The 16,752-nt window shown below is 61.4% G+C and carries 22 protein-coding genes; 9 read left to right on the top strand and 13 right to left on the bottom strand.

Annotation, left to right across the window (positions count from 1 at the left end; all coding sequences use genetic code 11):
* Nucleotides 1–166: 166 nt before the first annotated feature.
* Nucleotides 167–856, top strand: coding sequence for a hypothetical protein (locus AC0KVN_RS25225; protein WP_483656500.1), 690 nt, complete (start codon nucleotides 167–169; stop codon nucleotides 854–856).
* Between the two features lie 299 nt (nucleotides 857–1,155).
* Here the strand turns inward: AC0KVN_RS25225 and AC0KVN_RS25230 are convergent, their stop codons facing one another.
* Nucleotides 1,156–2,046 (bottom strand): LysR family transcriptional regulator ArgP, encoded by an 891-nt coding sequence (locus AC0KVN_RS25230; RefSeq protein WP_483656501.1) that lies wholly within the window; start codon nucleotides 2,044–2,046, stop codon nucleotides 1,156–1,158.
* Between the two features lie 73 nt (nucleotides 2,047–2,119).
* Here AC0KVN_RS25230 and AC0KVN_RS25235 point away from each other — a divergent pair, with 73 nt between their 5' ends.
* From AC0KVN_RS25235 to AC0KVN_RS25250, 4 genes are all read left to right on the top strand, one after another.
* Nucleotides 2,120–2,740: a LysE/ArgO family amino acid transporter gene (locus tag AC0KVN_RS25235; RefSeq protein ID WP_483656502.1), complete on the top strand. Its 621-nt coding sequence runs from the start codon at nucleotides 2,120–2,122 to the stop codon at nucleotides 2,738–2,740.
* Between the two features lie 212 nt (nucleotides 2,741–2,952).
* Nucleotides 2,953–3,273 (top strand): DMT family transporter, encoded by a 321-nt coding sequence (locus AC0KVN_RS25240; protein ID WP_483656503.1) that lies wholly within the window; start codon nucleotides 2,953–2,955, stop codon nucleotides 3,271–3,273.
* Nucleotide 3,274: 1 nt separating this feature from the next.
* Complete coding sequence (locus AC0KVN_RS25245) at nucleotides 3,275–3,892, top strand: LysE family translocator (RefSeq protein ID WP_483656504.1); 618 nt, start codon at nucleotides 3,275–3,277, stop codon at nucleotides 3,890–3,892.
* Between the two features lie 18 nt (nucleotides 3,893–3,910).
* Nucleotides 3,911–4,813, top strand: coding sequence for a dihydrodipicolinate synthase family protein (locus tag AC0KVN_RS25250; RefSeq protein ID WP_483656505.1), 903 nt, complete (start codon nucleotides 3,911–3,913; stop codon nucleotides 4,811–4,813).
* A 258-nt stretch (nucleotides 4,814–5,071) separates the two neighbouring features.
* On the opposite strand, the gene arsH is transcribed toward AC0KVN_RS25250, so the two are convergent.
* Genes arsH through AC0KVN_RS25275 form a run of 5 tightly spaced genes read right to left on the bottom strand, consistent with a single transcriptional unit; the run spans nucleotide 5,072 to nucleotide 8,135 of the window.
* Nucleotides 5,072–5,818, bottom strand: coding sequence for an arsenical resistance protein ArsH (arsH, locus tag AC0KVN_RS25255; RefSeq protein WP_483656506.1), 747 nt, complete (start codon nucleotides 5,816–5,818; stop codon nucleotides 5,072–5,074).
* The gene (gene arsB, locus AC0KVN_RS25260) at nucleotides 5,815–6,843 is read right to left on the bottom strand and encodes an ACR3 family arsenite efflux transporter (RefSeq protein ID WP_483656507.1); all 1,029 of its coding nucleotides are present in this window, start codon (nucleotides 6,841–6,843) and stop codon (nucleotides 5,815–5,817) included. The genes arsH and arsB overlap by 4 nt, the downstream gene beginning before the upstream one ends.
* Before the next feature lie 5 nt (nucleotides 6,844–6,848).
* Nucleotides 6,849–7,385, bottom strand: a complete 537-nt coding sequence (locus tag AC0KVN_RS25265; protein WP_483656508.1) for an N-acetyltransferase family protein — start codon at nucleotides 7,383–7,385, stop codon at nucleotides 6,849–6,851.
* Nucleotides 7,382–7,795: an arsenate reductase (glutaredoxin) gene (arsC, locus tag AC0KVN_RS25270; protein WP_483656509.1), complete on the bottom strand. Its 414-nt coding sequence runs from the start codon at nucleotides 7,793–7,795 to the stop codon at nucleotides 7,382–7,384. The genes AC0KVN_RS25265 and arsC overlap by 4 nt, the downstream gene beginning before the upstream one ends.
* Nucleotides 7,796–7,805: 10 nt before the next feature.
* Nucleotides 7,806–8,135, bottom strand: a complete 330-nt coding sequence (locus AC0KVN_RS25275) for an ArsR/SmtB family transcription factor (protein ID WP_483656510.1) — start codon at nucleotides 8,133–8,135, stop codon at nucleotides 7,806–7,808.
* A gap of 505 nt (nucleotides 8,136–8,640) precedes the next feature.
* Here AC0KVN_RS25275 and AC0KVN_RS25280 point away from each other — a divergent pair.
* Together AC0KVN_RS25280 and AC0KVN_RS25285 are read left to right on the top strand one after the other, a co-directional pair.
* The gene (locus AC0KVN_RS25280; RefSeq protein ID WP_483656511.1) at nucleotides 8,641–9,468 is read left to right on the top strand and encodes an oxidoreductase; all 828 of its coding nucleotides are present in this window, start codon (nucleotides 8,641–8,643) and stop codon (nucleotides 9,466–9,468) included.
* 12 nt (nucleotides 9,469–9,480) lie between these two features.
* Nucleotides 9,481–10,482 (top strand): AraC family transcriptional regulator, encoded by a 1,002-nt coding sequence (locus AC0KVN_RS25285; protein WP_483656512.1) that lies wholly within the window; start codon nucleotides 9,481–9,483, stop codon nucleotides 10,480–10,482.
* Between the two features lie 216 nt (nucleotides 10,483–10,698).
* Here the strand turns inward: AC0KVN_RS25285 and AC0KVN_RS25290 are convergent, their stop codons facing one another.
* Genes AC0KVN_RS25290 through AC0KVN_RS25300 form a run of 3 tightly spaced genes read right to left on the bottom strand, consistent with a single transcriptional unit; the run spans nucleotide 10,699 to nucleotide 12,901 of the window.
* Nucleotides 10,699–11,463, bottom strand: coding sequence for an SDR family oxidoreductase (locus AC0KVN_RS25290; protein WP_483656513.1), 765 nt, complete (start codon nucleotides 11,461–11,463; stop codon nucleotides 10,699–10,701).
* A 44-nt stretch (nucleotides 11,464–11,507) separates the two neighbouring features.
* Nucleotides 11,508–12,059 (bottom strand): carboxymuconolactone decarboxylase family protein, encoded by a 552-nt coding sequence (locus AC0KVN_RS25295; protein WP_483656514.1) that lies wholly within the window; start codon nucleotides 12,057–12,059, stop codon nucleotides 11,508–11,510.
* A 38-nt stretch (nucleotides 12,060–12,097) separates the two neighbouring features.
* Nucleotides 12,098–12,901 (bottom strand): SDR family NAD(P)-dependent oxidoreductase, encoded by an 804-nt coding sequence (locus AC0KVN_RS25300; protein WP_483656515.1) that lies wholly within the window; start codon nucleotides 12,899–12,901, stop codon nucleotides 12,098–12,100.
* A 118-nt stretch (nucleotides 12,902–13,019) separates the two neighbouring features.
* On the opposite strand from AC0KVN_RS25300, the gene AC0KVN_RS25305 reads away from it, so the two are divergent.
* Entirely contained in the window at nucleotides 13,020–13,961 is a 942-nt protein-coding gene (locus AC0KVN_RS25305; RefSeq protein ID WP_483656516.1) for a GlxA family transcriptional regulator, read from the top strand.
* Nucleotides 13,962–13,970: 9 nt separating this feature from the next.
* On the opposite strand, the gene AC0KVN_RS25310 is transcribed toward AC0KVN_RS25305, so the two are convergent.
* Nucleotides 13,971–14,282 (bottom strand): putative quinol monooxygenase, encoded by a 312-nt coding sequence (locus AC0KVN_RS25310; RefSeq protein WP_483656517.1) that lies wholly within the window; start codon nucleotides 14,280–14,282, stop codon nucleotides 13,971–13,973.
* A complete protein-coding gene (locus AC0KVN_RS25315; RefSeq protein ID WP_483656518.1) occupies nucleotides 14,275–15,300 on the bottom strand; it encodes a zinc-binding alcohol dehydrogenase family protein in 1,026 nt (341 codons plus the stop codon). Before AC0KVN_RS25315 ends, AC0KVN_RS25310 begins: the two co-directional genes overlap by 8 nt.
* A gap of 101 nt (nucleotides 15,301–15,401) precedes the next feature.
* On the opposite strand from AC0KVN_RS25315, the gene AC0KVN_RS25320 reads away from it, so the two are divergent.
* Nucleotides 15,402–15,749 (top strand): winged helix-turn-helix transcriptional regulator, encoded by a 348-nt coding sequence (locus tag AC0KVN_RS25320; RefSeq protein WP_483656519.1) that lies wholly within the window; start codon nucleotides 15,402–15,404, stop codon nucleotides 15,747–15,749.
* Nucleotides 15,750–16,047: 298 nt separating this feature from the next.
* Here the strand turns inward: AC0KVN_RS25320 and AC0KVN_RS25325 are convergent, their stop codons facing one another.
* Entirely contained in the window at nucleotides 16,048–16,488 is a 441-nt protein-coding gene (locus AC0KVN_RS25325) for a hypothetical protein (protein ID WP_483656520.1), read from the bottom strand.
* A gap of 42 nt (nucleotides 16,489–16,530) precedes the next feature.
* Nucleotides 16,531–16,752, bottom strand: a complete 222-nt coding sequence (locus tag AC0KVN_RS25330) for a helix-turn-helix domain-containing protein (RefSeq protein WP_483656521.1) — start codon at nucleotides 16,750–16,752, stop codon at nucleotides 16,531–16,533.

The following is a 16,752-nucleotide window of genomic DNA, read 5'->3' on the forward strand; positions in this document are numbered from 1 at the left end:
CTCGCCCAACGCCACCTCCAAAAGGCAGCCTTGAATCAACGCCCGATCCTGCTGTCAACCTTTGTCCACGAAACCTAATATTGACCGCCGAACGGCGAAACTTCGTGACAGACTGAATAAGGACAGCGACGGAGACGGAAAGGGCAGGTCGCCCTTTGCTCTCAATATGCCGCTGCTCAACGCCGCCGTGCGTCGCGCGCAGATGAACGAAGCGATCATTCGAGGCTCTCGGATCCTCTGGGTGGATGACGAGCCCGAAAACAATGCGTCGGTAATTGATTTGCTCACCCAACTCGGCGTCAACGTGGTCGCGGTCACCACGAACGAAGAAGCCATGAAACTTATCAACACGTTCAAAGATCATGCTTCCCGCTTCGATGCGATTGTGACTGATGGTGGGAGACCAGATGACATGAACCGAAGCGAAGAGACCAAATTAATCAATTGCCCGCTCCAATATCGCGCTGTCCCGAACAACCAAATCGCCGAGAAGCACGGCATCACGACGGTCGATTCGATGAACCAGCTCATCGCAAAGGGTAGGGGCATCCCTGGCGGCTTCCTACTTGTGGAGGCGATCGCAAAACGTGAACAGGAAAGAGCGGCTGCGGTGCTTGACCCAGCGGATTGGGCGGAATTCGAATTCTATAATTCGCAGCCGCTCTACGCTGACATCACGGCGCCGCGCATCATCATGTATTCGGCAACCAACGGGGAGATCAGCTATAGCCCCTGCGTACGCACGATCACGCGACGAACCGACTACCTTTTCAACGCAATCGTTAGCCTGCTCGAGGAGAGCCGCGAACCTGAAGAACTCAATCCAGATAACGGTGGTGAAAATTCAAAAAATTGATGATTTTATTGTAATTGATCCAAGAAATAATGTCGAATATTTTGACAGCGTTGAATATTACCTGCTATTGTGGACGAATTCGATCATAATTGTTGAGACGTAAGCGATAATGGGGAAGCTGTCGGTCTGCTTTTTGGAAATGCAAATCGACAACTGAATGGCCGGAAAGGGTCGAGTGCGGAAGCGGCTGTTACGCGCCCATTTCAGCCATTCGCCGATCGAATTGTCGATGCTGGAAGTTGACCTTTAGCGCAGTGCCGACTGAAAGGTGCGCGGCCGCTTGTGCGCCAGTCGAACTCTTAGATCAGGGTCTTCTTGGCAACACTGCGAACCGCCTCGGTAAAGGCGCGAAGTGCGGAAGCATGCAATCTGGTGACGGTCCAGTACAGCTTCACCGCGAGCGGATGCCCGGGCAAAAGTTCGACGAGTTGACCCTCGGCGATCTTCGCTTCCGCAATCATGGCAGGATGCATGCCCCAACCCAAGCCCTCCAAACCGAAGTTCAGGAATCCGAGACTGGAAGGAACCCAGTGCATCGGCGCGTCCAGTTCGATCTTGAAGTTTTCACGGACCCATCGGGCTTGGAGGCCGTCCCTGCGTTCGAACCGCAGGCAGGGAGAATTCTGGAGGGCCTCTGCGGTGACACCGTCGGGGAAGTGCCGCTCGGCGAATTCCGGGCTGCAGCAGGCGAGATATTGCAGGTTTCCTAACTCGATCGTCTTGCAACCCTGGACCGTCCCTGGGTCGTCAGAAACGGCGGCGATGACCTCGCCAGAGCGCAAGCGGTCTGCAGTATGCGCCTCGTCTTCGATGATGAATTCAAGAAGATGGCCCGTGGCATGAGAGAATTTCGCTGCGGCTTCGGGGAACCACGTTGCCATACTGTCGGAATTCACGGCGAGCTTCAGCGTGATCGGCTTTTCTGCTCGACCGCCTGCGAACGACAGCGCTGGCGCAAGGTCGGCCTCCAGCAGCTGCACCATGTCCACATGGGCACACAGCTTGCGCCCAAGTTCTGTCGCAAGACACGGTTGCCCACGGACAATCACGATGCTGCCGAGCCGTTCTTCCAAAGCGCGAATTCGCTGGGACACCGCCGAGGGTGTCACGCCCAGTCGTTCGGCCGCGCGCTCGAAGCTTCCTTCGCGGACAACAGTGGCGACGGCGGCGAGTGCAGGATAGTCGAGCATGATTTAGATTTACTTCATTAGATTTAGAATAACAAGTTTTCTTGAATCGAGGAGAGCAGGCATAGGCTGGTCCATGACCAACATCCTGCCCACCTTCGTCACCGGATTCGCCATGTCGGCAGCACTGATCATGGCGATCGGTGCACAGAACCTGTTTGTCCTGCGACAGGGGCTCAAGCGCGAACACGTCGGACCGATTGTCCTGTTCTGCGGCTGCGCCGATGCGATCCTGATTGCCGCCGGCGTCGGCGGCGTGGGTGCGCTACTCGGCGCAATGCCCCAACTGACTTTAGCCCTTACCCTTGGCGGAGCCGCGTTTCTCGCCTGGTACGGCTTCAAGGCATTTCAGCGAATTATGGCGCCTGAAGCCATGGCTGTGTCGACCCAAGGGAAGCTCACTTTGGGCAGCGCACTGGGAGCGACCGCCGCGTTCACGTTCCTCAATCCGCACGTCTATCTGGATACCGTTCTGCTGATGGGGGCAGCCGGCTCTGCGCATGCGCCGGCTCTGCGTCCTGTCTTCGTTGCCGGTGCGGCGACGGCAAGCATCAGCTGGTTCACAGCGCTCGGTTATGGAGCACGTGTCCTGACCCCGCTCTTTGCTCGACCCGCCGCCTGGAAGGTCCTCGATGCCATCGTTGGCGTCGTCATGCTGACCTTGGCGGCATCGCTGATCGGAAGGATTACCTTATGACCCGCTTGACGACGAACCACGCCATGCTTGGTTCATTTCAGCCTCGGCATCCGGATAGCACAATGATCGGCAGCGGCAGGCAGGCATCAATCGCATCGATCTGGCAATGGCTGGTCGCAATATCCGAGGTTGCGGTGAGGCATCGCTATGCTGCCCCGTGGGACCGGACAGATCGGCGCCCCGGCACAAATGCTACGGAAAGACGATAGGCCATGGCGTGGATCGTACTCGGGGGCGCGGTGATCACCGAAATCGCATGGGCGCTCAGCATGAAATGGGCCGCGACGCAGGGAAGCTGGACGTCGGCATCTTTCCCCATCATCCTGAACTTCGTCAACATGGGGCTGCTGGCCTTCGCCATGCGGACACTTCCGGCAGGTACGGCCTATGCGGTATGGACCGGTCTTGGCGCAGTCGGCGTCGCCGTCATGGGCGTGATCCTGTTCGGGGAACGATTGAATCCGGTGCAGATGGTCTTTATTTTTCTCGTTGTTGTCGGCGTCGTCGGCACCAAGTTCTTCGCGACCGCGTAACATGTGGAATGATCTGTTCCTCGTGTACGGCGCCTATATCCTGACCGCAGGCAGCCCCGGCCCCAGTACCATGGGCATCATGGGAATCGCCATGCGGCATGGACGCAGACCTGCTGCGGCGATAGCAGCCGGCGTGGTGACGATGTCGTTCGCGTGGGGTCTAATCGCCGTGACTGGGCTTGCAGCGCTGGTAATTCGCTATGCACAGGCACTCGCGATCCTGAAGTTCGCTGGCGGTCTTTACCTGCTGTGGCTTTCCTTCAAGTCCGCCCGGTCAGCCATGCAAGCGGATGCGGCGCCCTTGGTGATTTCCGCAGGAGAGGAAAATCTTGGCGCCATGTATCGGCGCGGAGTGTTCATGCACGTCGGGAATCCGAAGGCGATCCTCGCCTGGGTTGCCCTCATGTCCCTCGGCGCCGGAGCAACTGCTTCTACTGAGCACCTGGTACTGGCCTTTGGCGGCTGCGTCCTTCTCGGGGTGCTAATCTTCTTTGGCTATGCCGTGCTGTTTTCGACGCTGCCGATGATCAAAGGCTATGCCAGAGCTCGACGCTGGATCGATGGAGCGCTCAGTACAGTTTTCGCTGGCGCCGGCGTGCGCCTGCTATTCGGCCGATAGTAGATTGGGTTATCCGTTATGACTATTTTCAAGGGCGTTTCCGCATTCCCGCCGACGCCGGCAAACGAAGACGGCATTGTCGATACGGACGCTCTCGGTGTTCTCGTTGATCGCCTTGCTAAAGCAAGCGTCGATTCAGTGAGCGTTCTGGGTAGCACGGGCACTTATGCCTACCTGGATCGGGAGCAGCGCAATCGTGCTGTATCAGCCGCAGTGGAAGCGGCTGCCGGCCGTGTGCCCGTGGTAGCAGGTATCGGCGCGTTGCGAACAAGCTGGTCGCGCGAACTTGCCGTTGCCGCACAAAGCGCCGGTGCCAGCGGGCTTCTCCTTGCGCCAATGTCCTACGCGCAGTTGTCCGCCAGAGAAGTCGAGCACCATTTCAAGGCGGTCGCTGCGGCGACGGATTTGCCGCTCTGCATCTACAACAACCCGGGCACGACGAATTTCAAATTCTCGCACGACCTGATCGTCGATCTCGCACATGTACCGGGTATCGCGGCGGTGAAGATGCCGCCCCGCGATGATAGAGCCTACGCCGACGAGATGGAGCAGCTTCGAGCCCGAATGCCGGAGGACTTCAGGATAGGCTATAGCGGTGACTGGTGCGCGGCACCGGCATTCCTGGCGGGCGCCGATGCCTGGCACAGCGTCGTTGCCGGCGTGCTGCCGGAGCCGGCAATCTGCCTCACGCAGGCTGCGATGGCGGGCGATGCTAAGGAAACTGCGCGGCTGCAGGCGCTTTGCGCACCCATGTGGGCGCTCTTTGAAAAGTACGGTAGCCTGCGCACTATCTATGGGATCGCGGAAATCCTCGGGCTGAATGTCGGGACCGCCCCGCTGCCGGTGCAAGGCTACGTTGGCCTGGATCAGTTGGATGAGCTACCGGCTGCGATTGACAGCATGGTCTCGGCTGCAAGGTGAAATTTCGGCATACAACGCCCATTCGACGATGATCCTAATGTTAACATAAAGGATCATCCAGCGACGCGCGGAATTTCTATCATCCCGCCAAGTCCAGCGGCGACCCAAAAGGCGACCGGCAGCGTGGCTCCTGTTGCCCCCCTGGAGCTTCCGGTCAGCAGTCGGCCAGGCATGGGCATCCAGAACGAGAAAGCGGAAGGACCGCACCTGAGAACGGCAAAATCGGTGCTGAGCGTCTTGGATGGGTCGACCGCAGAATCAGGACTGGCCCGCTATCGCTATGGCAGAATGGTCCGCAGTGGCAGCGATAGGTACACCAGTCTCCTTCCGTTCAGAGTATCGGTCAACGAGCTGCGCCGCATGCGGCCGCATCAGCACCGTGAAGCGCACCAGTTCCTCCATCACATCGACGATGCGCTCGTAATAGCTCGATGGCCGCATCCGGCCGTTTTCGTCGAACTCCTTGTAGGCCATCGCCACTGAGGACTGATTGGGGATCGTGAACATCCGCATCCATCTGCCCAGCAGGCGCAGCGAATTGACGGCGTTGAAAGATTGAGAGCCGCCGGACACCTGCATGACCGCAAGCGTTCGCCCCTGCGTCGGTCGCATCCCACGCATCTGAAGCGGCAGATGGTCGATCTGCGTCTTCATGATGCCGCTGATCTGGCCGTGCCGCTCAGGACTGCACCAGACCATGCCTTCCGACCACAACGCGTGCTCGCGCAGTTCATGCACAGCAGGGTGATCGTCTCCGACTATCTGATCGGGCAGCGGTAGATCGCTGGGATCGAAAATCCGCGTCTCGGCTCCGAAGAATTGCAGCAGGCGGGCGGCCTCTTCCACAGCGAGCCGCGAGAATGAGCGTTCCCGCAGCGAGCCATAGAGCAGCAAAATGCGCGGAGGCGGTTGATCAGGGCCAAGGCCGATGGCGGGACGCGCCAGCGCGAAAGCCTTGTCCAAAGCAGGAAGATGATCGGGGGCGGTGAGTTCGCGCAGTCTCATGCGGAAATACCTTTTTCGTACCAGGGGCGGGTCCGCTTCACCAAGGTGACGATCGACAGCATCACCGGCACTTCGACCAGCACGCCCACGACCGTTGCCAGCGCGGCACCGGAACTGAGGCCAAAGAGGCTGATGGCGGCGGCCACAGCCAGCTCGAAGAAGTTGGAGGCACCGATCAGCGCCGAAGGGCCGGCGACGCACCATGCCACGCCGAAACGGCGGCTGAGCCAATAGGCGATGCCGGCATTGAGATAGACCTGAAACAGGATCGGCACGGCAATCAGCGCGATCGCCAAGGGCTGCCGGATGATCTGCTCGCCCTGAAAGCCGAACAGCAGCGCCAGTGTAAGCAGCAGGCTGGCAAGGCTGATCGGGCCGATGGCGGACAGGAAATGCTGGAGCCGCTGCTCACCCCCACGAAGGAGCGCGCGGCGAAGCAGTTGCGAGACGACCACCGGGACGACGATGTAGAGGCCCACCGATAGCGCCAGCGTGTTCCACGGCACGGTGATCGATGCCACACCCAGCAGCAGACCCACCAGCGGCGCGAAGGCAAAGACCATGATCAGGTCGTTCAGTGCGACCTGGCTCAAGGTGTAGTTCGGTTCACCGCCGACGAGATTGGACCAGACGAAGACCATCGCGGTGCAAGGCGCCGCAGCCAGCAGGATCAGCCCGGCAATGTAGGACGACGATGCGCCTTCAGGCAGCATCGGCGCGAACAGATAGCCAAGAAAGAACGTGCCGAGCAGCGCCATCGAGAATGGCTTGATCGCCCAGTTCACCACGAGGGTGACGCCGATGCCGCGCCAGTGCTGGCGAAGGCTATGGAGCGCGCCGAAATCGACCCGCAGCAGCATAGGGATGATCATCAGCCAGATCAGGCCCGCCACCACGAGGTTGACGTTGGCGATCTCCAGTGCTGCGATCGCCTCGAAGGCGGCAGGTAGCAAGTGGCCGAGACCGATCCCGACTACGATGGACAAGGCCACCCAAAGCGAGAGATAGCGCTCGAACAGCGACATGGTCGTCAGTCCTTCCCGGGAGCGATAGGCGCGGTCGTGGTGCCGCCACCCAAGGCGACCTGCATGTAAACCGTGTCGAGCCAACGCCCGGCTTTCCAGCCCATGCCGGTCAGGCGGCCGACATGCTCGAAACCGCAGGATTCGTGGAGCGCTACCGAGCCAGGTTCGCCGCCGCCGATAACGGCGACCATCTGCCGAAAGCCATAGGCTTCAGCTGACTGCAGCAAGGCCTTGAGCAACAGCTTGCCGATGCCGCCGCCGCGCCGGTCGTGCGCCACGTAGATGCTGTTCTCGGAGGCATAGGCATAGGCTGGTCGATCGCGGAACTGCGTGGCGTAAGCGTAGCCCACCACCGCTGATCCGTCACAGGCAACAAGGAACGGCCAGCCCCGTTCGGTCACCATTCGTACCTTCTCTACGGTCTCGGCCTCGGTCGGTGGCACCACCTCGTAAGTCGCCGTGCCATTCAGGACATGATGCGCATAGATGGCGGCAATGGCCTCAGCATCGCCAATCGTTGCGCTGCGAACCGAAAGGGTCATCGCCGGGTCGCTTCCACGACTTCGCCGTCTTCCTTGACGAACGTGCTGCGCTGCTCGGTCGGCAGCAAATCCAACACTTCTTCGGACGGGCGGCAGAGCTTCACGCCCAGCGGCGACACGACCAGCGGCCGATTGATGAGGATCGGATGCTCCATCATCGCGTCGACCAATGCCTCGTCCTTCAAGGTCTCGTCGCCGAGGCCCAGTTCGGCATAAGGCGTTCCCTTCTCGCGCAGCAGAGCGCGCGGAGTAATGCCGGCCCGCTTGATGAGTTCAACCAGCTGCGCACGGCTTGGCGGCGTCGTCAGATATTCGACAATATGGGGCTCTATGCCCGCATTGCGGATCATGGCCAGGGCATTACGGGAGGTCCCGCAAAGCGGGTTATGGTAGATCACGATATCGGTCATTATCGCCTCTTCAGCAGCAGGTCAGTTCGGCCAGAAGCGGCTCGCACAGTTCGGCGCGCCCCTGACAGCAATCCTTGGCCAGATAGATCATCAGTTCGCGCAGCGCGTCGAGGTTGGCGCGCTGGATTTGTTGGCGGCCACGCTTCTCGGAAAACACCAGGCCGGCCTTCACCATCACGGCCAGATGCGTCGAAAACGTGCTCTGCGTCAGTCCCGATGCATCTACCAATTCGCCGGTCGACAGGCCATCAGGCTCATGTCGGATCAACAGCCGAAACGCATCGAGCCGCGTCGGATGGCTGAGAGCTGAAAGAATCGAGAGTGCATCATCAGTGTCCATCCATCGGGATTATCCGATGCAAATCACCTCGTCAACAAAGCATCGACAATTCCCGATTGTTTAATGGTCTTGCTTGAAGGCAGGCTGGGACCAACTGCAAGTGGTTGCTGGCTTTGCGAGATTGGTTAGGAGCGCGCGGCTGAAACGGAAAACCTGACCGTCTGCTCCTGGGGATCAAAAATTGCTCCGTGAACGGCCGCAAAGGGTCGAGCCAGAAGGGCGTCAAGATGCCCGCACTGGGACTTCTGCCAGGCGCCGAAGCCAGCCGACGGTGGATCGGTTTGATGATGCAGGAAGCCTTTGTTCTGCTTGGCGGCGCCACGATATCGAGCGTAACAAACCTTATGTTGATGGGTGGGTGCTGTCCTTCGGTTCCCTTCTATTTGCCCCCGAGATTGGCGCGATCCGCAGCAACCTTGGCGCCATTGGCGACTGCCTTGGCGCCTTGCGACATTTAGTTATGCCTCATCGCACCCGATGGTGCATCCAACGATGAGGTGATTTCGTGTCCGTTCCCAACCGCAAGACAGCCTTGGTAACCGGAGCTTCTTCCGGCATGGGCAAGTCCATCGCCAAGCGCCTGATCGCCGACGGCTACCATGTCTTTGTCGCGGCCAGGAATGCAGACAGGATGCAGGACCTGGCCCGGCTCGGCGCGGTGGTGCTGGGCATGGACATTTCGAGGGAAGACGACATTGTCGCGGCCGTTGCTGCCATTTCCGAACAGACTGGCGGCGTTGATGTGCTCGTCAACAACGCGGGTTTCGGTCTCTATGGCCCCGTCGAAGAGATCACGATGGAGGAAGCTCGCTACCAGTTCGAAGTGAATCTGTTCGGTGCAGCCAGGCTCACCCAGTTGCTGTTGCCCGCGATGCGTGCCCGAGGTGCTGGCACCATCGTCAACGTCACCTCGATGGGCGGCAAGATCTACACGGTGCTCGGTGCATGGTATCACGCCACCAAGCATGCGCTGGAGGGATGGTCGGATAGCCTTCGCCTCGAGCTCGAGACTTTTGGCACCCGCGTTGTCGTGATCGAACCGGGCCTCATCGAGACCGGCTTCGGAGATGCCGCCTCGCAGGGATTGCTGGAGCGCTCCGGAAAAGGCGCATACGCCGAGGTAGCCCGCCGCGTGGCACGTTCCTTGGAGACGTCCTACGGCCATGGCCTTGGCACTGATCCGGAGGTGATCGCCGATGTCGTCAGCAAGGCCGTCAGCTTGCCGCGGCCGCGCACGCGCTATGCTGCAGGCAAGTACGCCAAGCTGATGATCGGAGTGCGTAAATGGCTGGGCGACCGCATGTTCGATCGTCTTATAAAGAGCCAGATGTAGGGAGCCGCGACGATGAGCAGGAGACACGCTGACCGGTGCAGGATTCCGCCCGCATTCTGGCGGGCGGCAAGCCGGGCCGGAATGCAGCCCGAGGCGATCCTGCGGCAGGCGCGTCTGCCCGCAGCGCTCCACCTTGCTGAAGACGCCTGGCTGACGGTGGAGCAGTACTGCGCACTGTGGCGTGCGGTGGAAACGCTTTCAGGCGATCCGGCGATCGGCATCGCCATGTCGCTCGCCACCGATGTTGCCGGGCATCCGCCTGCCACCATGTCGGCCTTCTTCGCGCGCGACTATCGGGACGCGCTGGCCCGCCTCGCGCGCTACAAGCGGCTTTGTACGCCCGAGGAACTGGAGGTTGTCGAGGAAGAAGCGGAATGCGTGGTCAGTTTCGACTGGGCGATCGCTGTTGATGACGAGCCTGACGCTATAGTCGACGTGACGCTGGCTGCCATTCTCGAACTGGGACGACGCGGAACCGGGGCGCAGATCATGCCACACCGCGTCGAACTGACGCGTAAGGGACCAGTTCATGGAACCCTGATCGACTATATCGGCGCGCCCGTGCTGTGCGGAGGATCGCGAAATCTCATCGTGCTTTCATCTGCCGATCTGGATCGCCCATTCGCTGCATATAATCCAGAAATGCTCGCCGTCCTGGCCCCCGCTCTCGCAAACTCGCTAACTGAGATGAAGGCGCAAAGCTCTATTGCGGATCAGGTCAAGGTCGTGATCAAGCGTCGTTTGGCCAGTGGCAAGCCGGACGTTGAGGAAATTGCCCGTGAACTCGGCACAAGCGAGCGCACGCTCCAGCGCCGCATAGCAAACGGCGGTACGACGTTTCGTCGCCTGCTTGACGAAGCACGGCATGAAATCGGCCAACAGATGCTGGCGAGCGGTGCCAACGGGATCGACGAAATCGCCTTCTTGCTCGGCTATCAGGACACCAGCTCCTTCTATCGTGCGTTCCGGAGCTGGGAGGGCGTGACGCCCGCACAGTGGCGCAGCGTCAATTGACCATATGCGTCCCGCCCAAGTTTTGTCGACAATCTGGACGCACCAAGTGACGTGACCCCGTCTAATTCCTCCAGACAGGTATCGAACATACGGTGCATGGGATTCCCGCTGCCGGATTGCGGACAGTCCGCATTTCGTGAATGTGAAGCGGTGACTGAGCGGCCAGAATGGGTCGGAGCGAGAAGCGGAGCCTTTTACGGCCCCGCCTTCTGCTTTTCATGCCGCGACCGGGATCGGATTATCCGCAACGCTCTGATTGAAGGCATGGACGAGCGCATGTTCCTGCGCGCCCGGATTGTCACGCAGCGGCTTGACCGCATCGACGAGAATTTCGAAATCATCGCTGCCAAGCGCCACCAGCGTCTGTTCGATGAAGTCGTCCAACGGCATCGCGCGCGGATCACCGCTCTTGTAGATAAGATCGGTATCGACCCATGGAGGGGCAATCTCCTGGACCCGCACGCCGGTGTCCCGAAGCTGGAACCGCTGTGACAGAGCGTAGGAATGCAGCGCGGCCTTGGTAGCCGAATAGATGGCGTTGGTCGCGAGCGGGACAAAGGCAAGCACGCTGCTGGTATAGAGGATGGTCGCCTCGGGCTGAGCCTTGAGATGCTCGATCAGCGCCGACGTCATACGGATCGGCCCCAGCAGATTGGTGGTGAGCAGGCCCTGCGCCATATCATCGTCGATTTGCGCAGCCGCATCATCGAACGGCATGATCCCGGCATTGTTGAGCAGCACATTGGTTGCCGGAAAATCGCGCATGATCGATTGGGCTGCACGGCCGATGCTGATGGGATCGGTGATGTCCAGTTCGATCGCAGCCATGCCCGGATTGGCAGCCGTGACGGTATCCAGCAGGGCACGGCGCCGCCCGGAAATGATGACCTGGTTGCCGCGCTTGTGCAGCGCCTCGGCGAGGGCCCGACCGATGCCGCTGGTACCGCCCGTGATGAAGATGGTGTTGCCGGTGAGTTTCATGGATCTCGTCCTTGTTTCTGATGTTCGGGATCGGGGTTTCAGGATCAGGCGCCGACCGTTCCGACGCGTGCGACGCGCGGGAAATCGAGGCTGGTGCCGACGATATTGTTGATGCTGTTGGTGAGAATGCTGATCGCGACATGGCCGATCGTCTCCAGTATCTCGGCGTCGTTCAGGCCCGCAGCACGGGCCTGATCCAGAATATCCGGGCCAGCGCGACCATGAGCAGCGTTCACGTCCAGCGCGAGCGCCAGGATCGCCGCCGCATGGCCATCACTGGCCTCGCCATGCTGTGCATCGGCAAGGTCGGCCGCAGACAGGCCGGCGGCACGGCCGGCCCCGGTGTGTGCCGCCAGACAATAGTCGCACCCGTTGGCCGCCGCGACGGCAATGGCGATCTGTTCCTGAACCTTTGCGGGAAGCACGCCCTGGCCGAGCGCGCCGCGCCCATCCCAGTAAACATCCAGCACGGCAGGGGCCTGCGCCATGACGCGCAGGAGATTTGGCACCTTGCCCATGCGGGCCTTCGCCTCGCGGAAGATGGCGGCGGAGTGGGGCGTGGCATCGGCGTCGGAAAGAAGAGCGATGGTCGACATGATCTTGTTCCTTTGGGAAAGAGTTCAGATGGGCGAATTCAGGCCGCTGCGCGCTCGGCAAGGCCGAAACGGGCGGCCGGCGCGCTAGCGGACAGTTGGGGGGCAAGGGCAGCACGGGCGGCTTCGAACGCATCCCACAGAGCGATGTCCGCGAGCGCAGGGATCGTGCTGGTCTCGCCGCGGTCGAACCCGACCAGCGCAGCATCGACCATGTCCTCGGCCCGCATGACGATTTCCGTGGGCAGATTTTCGACCGGAAGGCCGCCAATTGCCCAGAAGTCGGTGGCAGTCGCGCCGGGCAGGACCGACTGGATACGGATGCCCTTGTCGGCCAGTTCCTTGTGGAGCGACTGGCTGAAGGCCTGAACGAACGCCTTCGAGCCACCATAGACGCCATTCAGTGTTTCAGGCGTAATGGCCACGATCGAGGCGATGTTGATGATCGCGCCCCCTTCGCGCGCCACGAAGGCGGGCGCGATGGCATAGGATAGCCGCATGGGGGCAGTGACATTGAGGCGGACCATCGCCTCCATGCGATCCACATCGCTTTCGAGCAGGCTGCTGTGCGTGCCTACGCCCGCATTGTTGACCAGCATGGTGATGCTCGCGTCGCTGCGCAACACCGTCTCGACCCGGGCAAGGTCGGCGCTGTCGCCAAGGTCGGCCGCGATAATCTCGACCGCGCGGCCGGTTTCGTCCGAGAGCCTGGCGGCAAGCGATTGCAGCTTGCTCTGATTGCGGGCGACCAGGATCAGGTCATGACCGCGGCGAGCCAGGCGATCGGCATAGATGGCGCCGATCCCGCTGGATGCGCCGGTGATGAGGGCAGTGCCATGGGACATGGGATGGTTCCTTTTGCAAGAAGCAGTCGGTGGCTTTCGACACCCCCTTTATGGATAGGATGGACCTTGTCTTAAATGACGTATAACGACATAATTCAGGACATAGGGAGATGAAGAGATGCCGCATGTCGCGATGGTTCTGACGCCGGGCTTCCAGTTTCTGGCACTAGGCGCGCAGGCCGCGTTCGAACTGGCCAATGTCGTGGTGGAAGACGCTTTCTATACGCTCGGCATCTATTCGGTCGGTGGCGGACCGGTCGCATCGTCCAGCGGGTTTGAAATCCCCACTGTCCCGCTTGGCGAGGCCGGGCCGGTCGACACGCTGCTGCTGATGGCGGGGCTGATGCCGCCGCCGCCCCAGGACGCGGAGACCCTGGCTGCGCTCCAGGCTGCCGCCCTGCCCGCCCGGCGTATTGCGGGGCTTTGCACCGGTGCCTTTCTGCTCGCGCAGATGGGCCTGCTCGATGGGCGGCGGGCCACGACGCACTGGGCCTATGCGCGGATGATGCGTGACGGCTTTCCCGATGTCCGGGTCGAGGAGGATCGCATTTTCATCAATGAAGGGGCGGTCTGGACATCAGCCGGACTGACGGCGGGCCTGGATGTCGTGGTCGCCATGGTGGAGAAGGATCTGGGGGCTGATGTGGCGCGATCGGTGGCGCGTCGCCTGGTGATGCATCACCGCCGCGCAGGCGGACAGTCGCAACATAGCGAGATGCTGGACCTCGCTCCCAGCAGCGATCGCATCCAGAAGGCGCTCGTTCATGCCCGCAGCCATCTGCAAAATCCGCTGACGGTCGAGGAGCTGGCGGATGTCGCGGCCCTTTCCCCTCGCCAGTTCAGCCGCGCCTTCCGCGCAGAGACCGGTCAGTCACCGGCCAAGGCGGTTGAACAGCTGCGGCTCGAGGCCGCCCGGCTTCTGCTGGAGGACACGCGCCACAGCCTGGAAGCGGTGGCGCGTGAGGCCGGGTTCATCGATCTGCGTCGCATGCGCGAGGTGTTCATGCGCAATTATGGACAGCCGCCCCAGGCGCTGCGTCGGCTGATGCGCACGGCCTGAGGCTTCCGTTCAACCGATGTGCTGCAACCGTTCCAGCGATGGCGGCGCGCCGAGCAGGTCTGCAAACCGAGCGGCAAGTCCGCTAAAGGCCGGAGCGGTGGCATGGCTGTCCAGCGCGGCCTGATCCGCCCATGTCTCGATCATGACGATCACGCCCGGCTCATCCCGGCTCGCATGGGCAAGATAGGCGATGCAGCCGGGTTCTGATCGGACCTGCGGCAATATCGCCAGCACGGCTTGCAGGAGGTCATCCGCCTTGCCGGCCCGGGGCACCAGGCGCGCGACGAGGTGGACGGTGGCATCGCCAGCCGCATCAGTCATGATCCCACCCCTCCAGCACGATCTTGCCCCGCGTGGTTGCGCTTTCGATCTGACGATGCGCCGCGATCAGATTGGCCGCATTGATCGGTGACATTGTCTGCGTCAGCGTCGTGCGGATCGCACCCTGATCCACCAGCGCAGAAACCGCCTCGAGCAGTTGCCCCTGTTCTGCGACATCGGGTGTGTCGAAGAGCGACCGGGTGAACATCAACTCCCAATGCACCGACACAGCCTTCCGCTTGAAAGCGATAATGTCGAGGCTTGCAGGATCGTCGATGAGCGCGAAGCGCCCCTGCGGCGCGATCAGATCGGCAATGTCGGCCAGATGCCGGTCGGTATGGGTGGTCGAGAAGACGAAGGCCGGTGCATCAAGCCCGAGAGCCGCGATCTGCGCGGCCATGGGCTGGCTATGGTCGATGACATGATGCGCGCCAAGGCTGCGGACCCAGTCCTGCGTTTCGGGACGTGATGCCGTGGCGATGATCGTGAGATCCGTGCGCGCCCGCGCGATCTGGATCGCCACCGACCCGACGCCGCCCGCGCCGCCGATGATCAGGATGGCGGCAGGCTCTGTCCCGGCCTTGTCCTGCACCCGCAGCCGCTCGAACAATGTTTCCCAGGCAGTGATGGCCGTCAACGGCAATGCGGCCGCCTGTGCTGCCGAGAGCGTGGAAGGCGCGTGGCCGACGATGCGCTCATCGACAAGCTGATATTGGGCATTGCTGCCGTCGCGGGCGATATTGCCGGCATAGAAGACGCGATCGCCGGCCTTGAACCGCGTGACATCGGGCCCGACGGCTTCGACGATGCCTGCCGCGTCCCACCCCAATATGCGCTCCGCCCGGCCATCAAATGGCGGAGCGCCGGCGCGGACCTTGGTATCGACGGGATTGACCGATACCGCCTGCACCGCAACCAGCAGATCGCGACCAGTGGCAGCGGGAAGAGTAAGGTCGACATCCAGAAGGGCGTCGGACCGATCGATGGAACCTGGATCATGATAGGCGATGGCACGCATGAGAATGCTTCCTTTTGCAGTTGCCGTCCCTATGTGGTGGCAGTGCCGTTTCATGCGATACGCACAAAATCTGCCTATAGTATCAAAAAGGATACCGTAAATTGGTCAAGCCCCGCCATTCTCGCCTCGACTGCGCGCCTGGCTGCGCGGTGGAGGACGCCATCAGCCTGATCGATGGCAAGTGGAAAGCCGTGATCCTCTATCATCTCCAGGACGGGCCGGTTCGTTTCAACGAACTGCGTCGACGCAGTGGGAGCGTGACGCAGCGCATGCTGACCACCCAGCTGCGCGAACTGGAAGCGGACGGACTAATCGAGCGGGAGATATTCGTGCAGGTGCCGCCTCGGGTGGAATATCGTCTTTCCGAGCGTGGAGGCACCCTTCTGCCGATAATCGAGGCACTCAAGGCATGGGGCGATGCGAACATGGATCTGTTCGCCCGGCGATAGGCCGCGGGCCATTGCGGAGATTTGTAAGCGGACAGTCGTTAGCGGGGAGCGATAAATCGGCGATTGAACGACAACTAAGGGTCGTCTGCCACCGAAGGTGAACGCAACGTCGTGGGATTTTGCGGCCCTTCCCGAGTGTTCCAGTGATCGACCACTTTCGACACAAGCTGACGTTCATCAGGTGCATGGCTTGGCCCGCCACATCCATAGCGACGCCTGCTCCTTCTGTCGCCCCAAACGGGCCAGGCTGCATCACATAAGAGGATGCGCCGGGAGACGACCAGCGCGCCGCCGCTCATTACTCGCGGACCAAGCGTACGGCAGCGTGGCCTTCAGGCTTCCGCCACGGCTCGCCGGTGCCGGCGATGTAGGTGCGGAGGACATGGTCCCAGGGGACCACCGCGATCACGACTAGCACAACGGCGCATTCGATCGCGGTTCCCAGCGCTTCCCCGTCGAGGCGGCCGCCGAGCCAGAGCGGCAGTGCGACCCTGGCCAGCCAGAATATCTTCCAGCCGATTTCCCACAACAGGATCGGCAACATGCGAAGCGGGCTGCGCACGCCCAGCAGCGACAGCAGCGAGAGGGCGGCAAGCATGGCAGCGATCACGCCGTGCGCGGGCTCCCAACTCTTGGCGGGGTTGAGGATGGAGGGCCAGACGACCAGTCCAAGGCCGAGGACGATCAGCAGATAGCCGGCGCGCAACAGGTTGACGCGCCAGAGGGCGATACCGTTCATGATAGGGCTCCGATGGTGGAAGAGGTCTTGGCGCGGATGCGCTCAAGCAGAGGCGTCGTCTTCCGGTTCAAAAGAGAGAATGTCGCCTGGCTGGCACGCAAGCGCCGTGCAGATGGCTTCCAGCGTCGAGAAACGGATGGCCTTGGCCTTGCCGGTCTTTAGGATCGACAGGTTCGCCAGTGTCAGGTCGACGGCCTGCGATAATTCGGTAAGCGACATGCCGCTGCGCACCAGCACGTCGTCGAGGTGGACGCGGATCGCCAT

The organism is Sphingobium sp. SG1 (assembly GCF_057063145.1).

Coding starts and splice junctions, on each gene's coding strand:
- AC0KVN_RS25290 (WP_483656513.1), bottom strand. CDS start 11,463: ATGAAACTCACCGGCAACACCATCTTCATCACGGGCGGTACCAGCGGC.
- AC0KVN_RS25295 (WP_483656514.1), bottom strand. CDS start 12,059: ATGTCGACCATCGCTCTTCTTTCCGACGCCGATGCCACGCCCCACTCC.
- AC0KVN_RS25315 (WP_483656518.1), bottom strand. CDS start 15,300: ATGCGTGCCATCGCCTATCATGATCCAGGTTCCATCGATCGGTCCGAC.
- AC0KVN_RS25275 (WP_483656510.1), bottom strand. CDS start 8,135: ATGGACACTGATGATGCACTCTCGATTCTTTCAGCTCTCAGCCATCCG.
- AC0KVN_RS25235 (WP_483656502.1), top strand. CDS start 2,120: ATGACCAACATCCTGCCCACCTTCGTCACCGGATTCGCCATGTCGGCA.
- arsB (WP_483656507.1), bottom strand. CDS start 6,843: ATGTCGCTGTTCGAGCGCTATCTCTCGCTTTGGGTGGCCTTGTCCATC.
- AC0KVN_RS25300 (WP_483656515.1), bottom strand. CDS start 12,901: ATGTCCCATGGCACTGCCCTCATCACCGGCGCATCCAGCGGGATCGGC.
- AC0KVN_RS25325 (WP_483656520.1), bottom strand. CDS start 16,488: ATGAACGGTATCGCCCTCTGGCGCGTCAACCTGTTGCGCGCCGGCTAT.
- arsH (WP_483656506.1), bottom strand. CDS start 5,818: ATGAGACTGCGCGAACTCACCGCCCCCGATCATCTTCCTGCTTTGGAC.
- AC0KVN_RS25225 (WP_483656500.1), top strand. CDS start 167: ATGCCGCTGCTCAACGCCGCCGTGCGTCGCGCGCAGATGAACGAAGCG.
- AC0KVN_RS25245 (WP_483656504.1), top strand. CDS start 3,275: ATGTGGAATGATCTGTTCCTCGTGTACGGCGCCTATATCCTGACCGCA.
- AC0KVN_RS25250 (WP_483656505.1), top strand. CDS start 3,911: ATGACTATTTTCAAGGGCGTTTCCGCATTCCCGCCGACGCCGGCAAAC.
- AC0KVN_RS25285 (WP_483656512.1), top strand. CDS start 9,481: ATGAGCAGGAGACACGCTGACCGGTGCAGGATTCCGCCCGCATTCTGG.
- AC0KVN_RS25330 (WP_483656521.1), bottom strand. CDS start 16,752: ATGGCGATCCGCGTCCACCTCGACGACGTGCTGGTGCGCAGCGGCATG.
- AC0KVN_RS25305 (WP_483656516.1), top strand. CDS start 13,020: ATGCCGCATGTCGCGATGGTTCTGACGCCGGGCTTCCAGTTTCTGGCA.
- AC0KVN_RS25310 (WP_483656517.1), bottom strand. CDS start 14,282: ATGACTGATGCGGCTGGCGATGCCACCGTCCACCTCGTCGCGCGCCTG.
- AC0KVN_RS25230 (WP_483656501.1), bottom strand. CDS start 2,046: ATGCTCGACTATCCTGCACTCGCCGCCGTCGCCACTGTTGTCCGCGAA.
- AC0KVN_RS25240 (WP_483656503.1), top strand. CDS start 2,953: ATGGCGTGGATCGTACTCGGGGGCGCGGTGATCACCGAAATCGCATGG.
- arsC (WP_483656509.1), bottom strand. CDS start 7,795: ATGACCGATATCGTGATCTACCATAACCCGCTTTGCGGGACCTCCCGT.
- AC0KVN_RS25265 (WP_483656508.1), bottom strand. CDS start 7,385: ATGACCCTTTCGGTTCGCAGCGCAACGATTGGCGATGCTGAGGCCATT.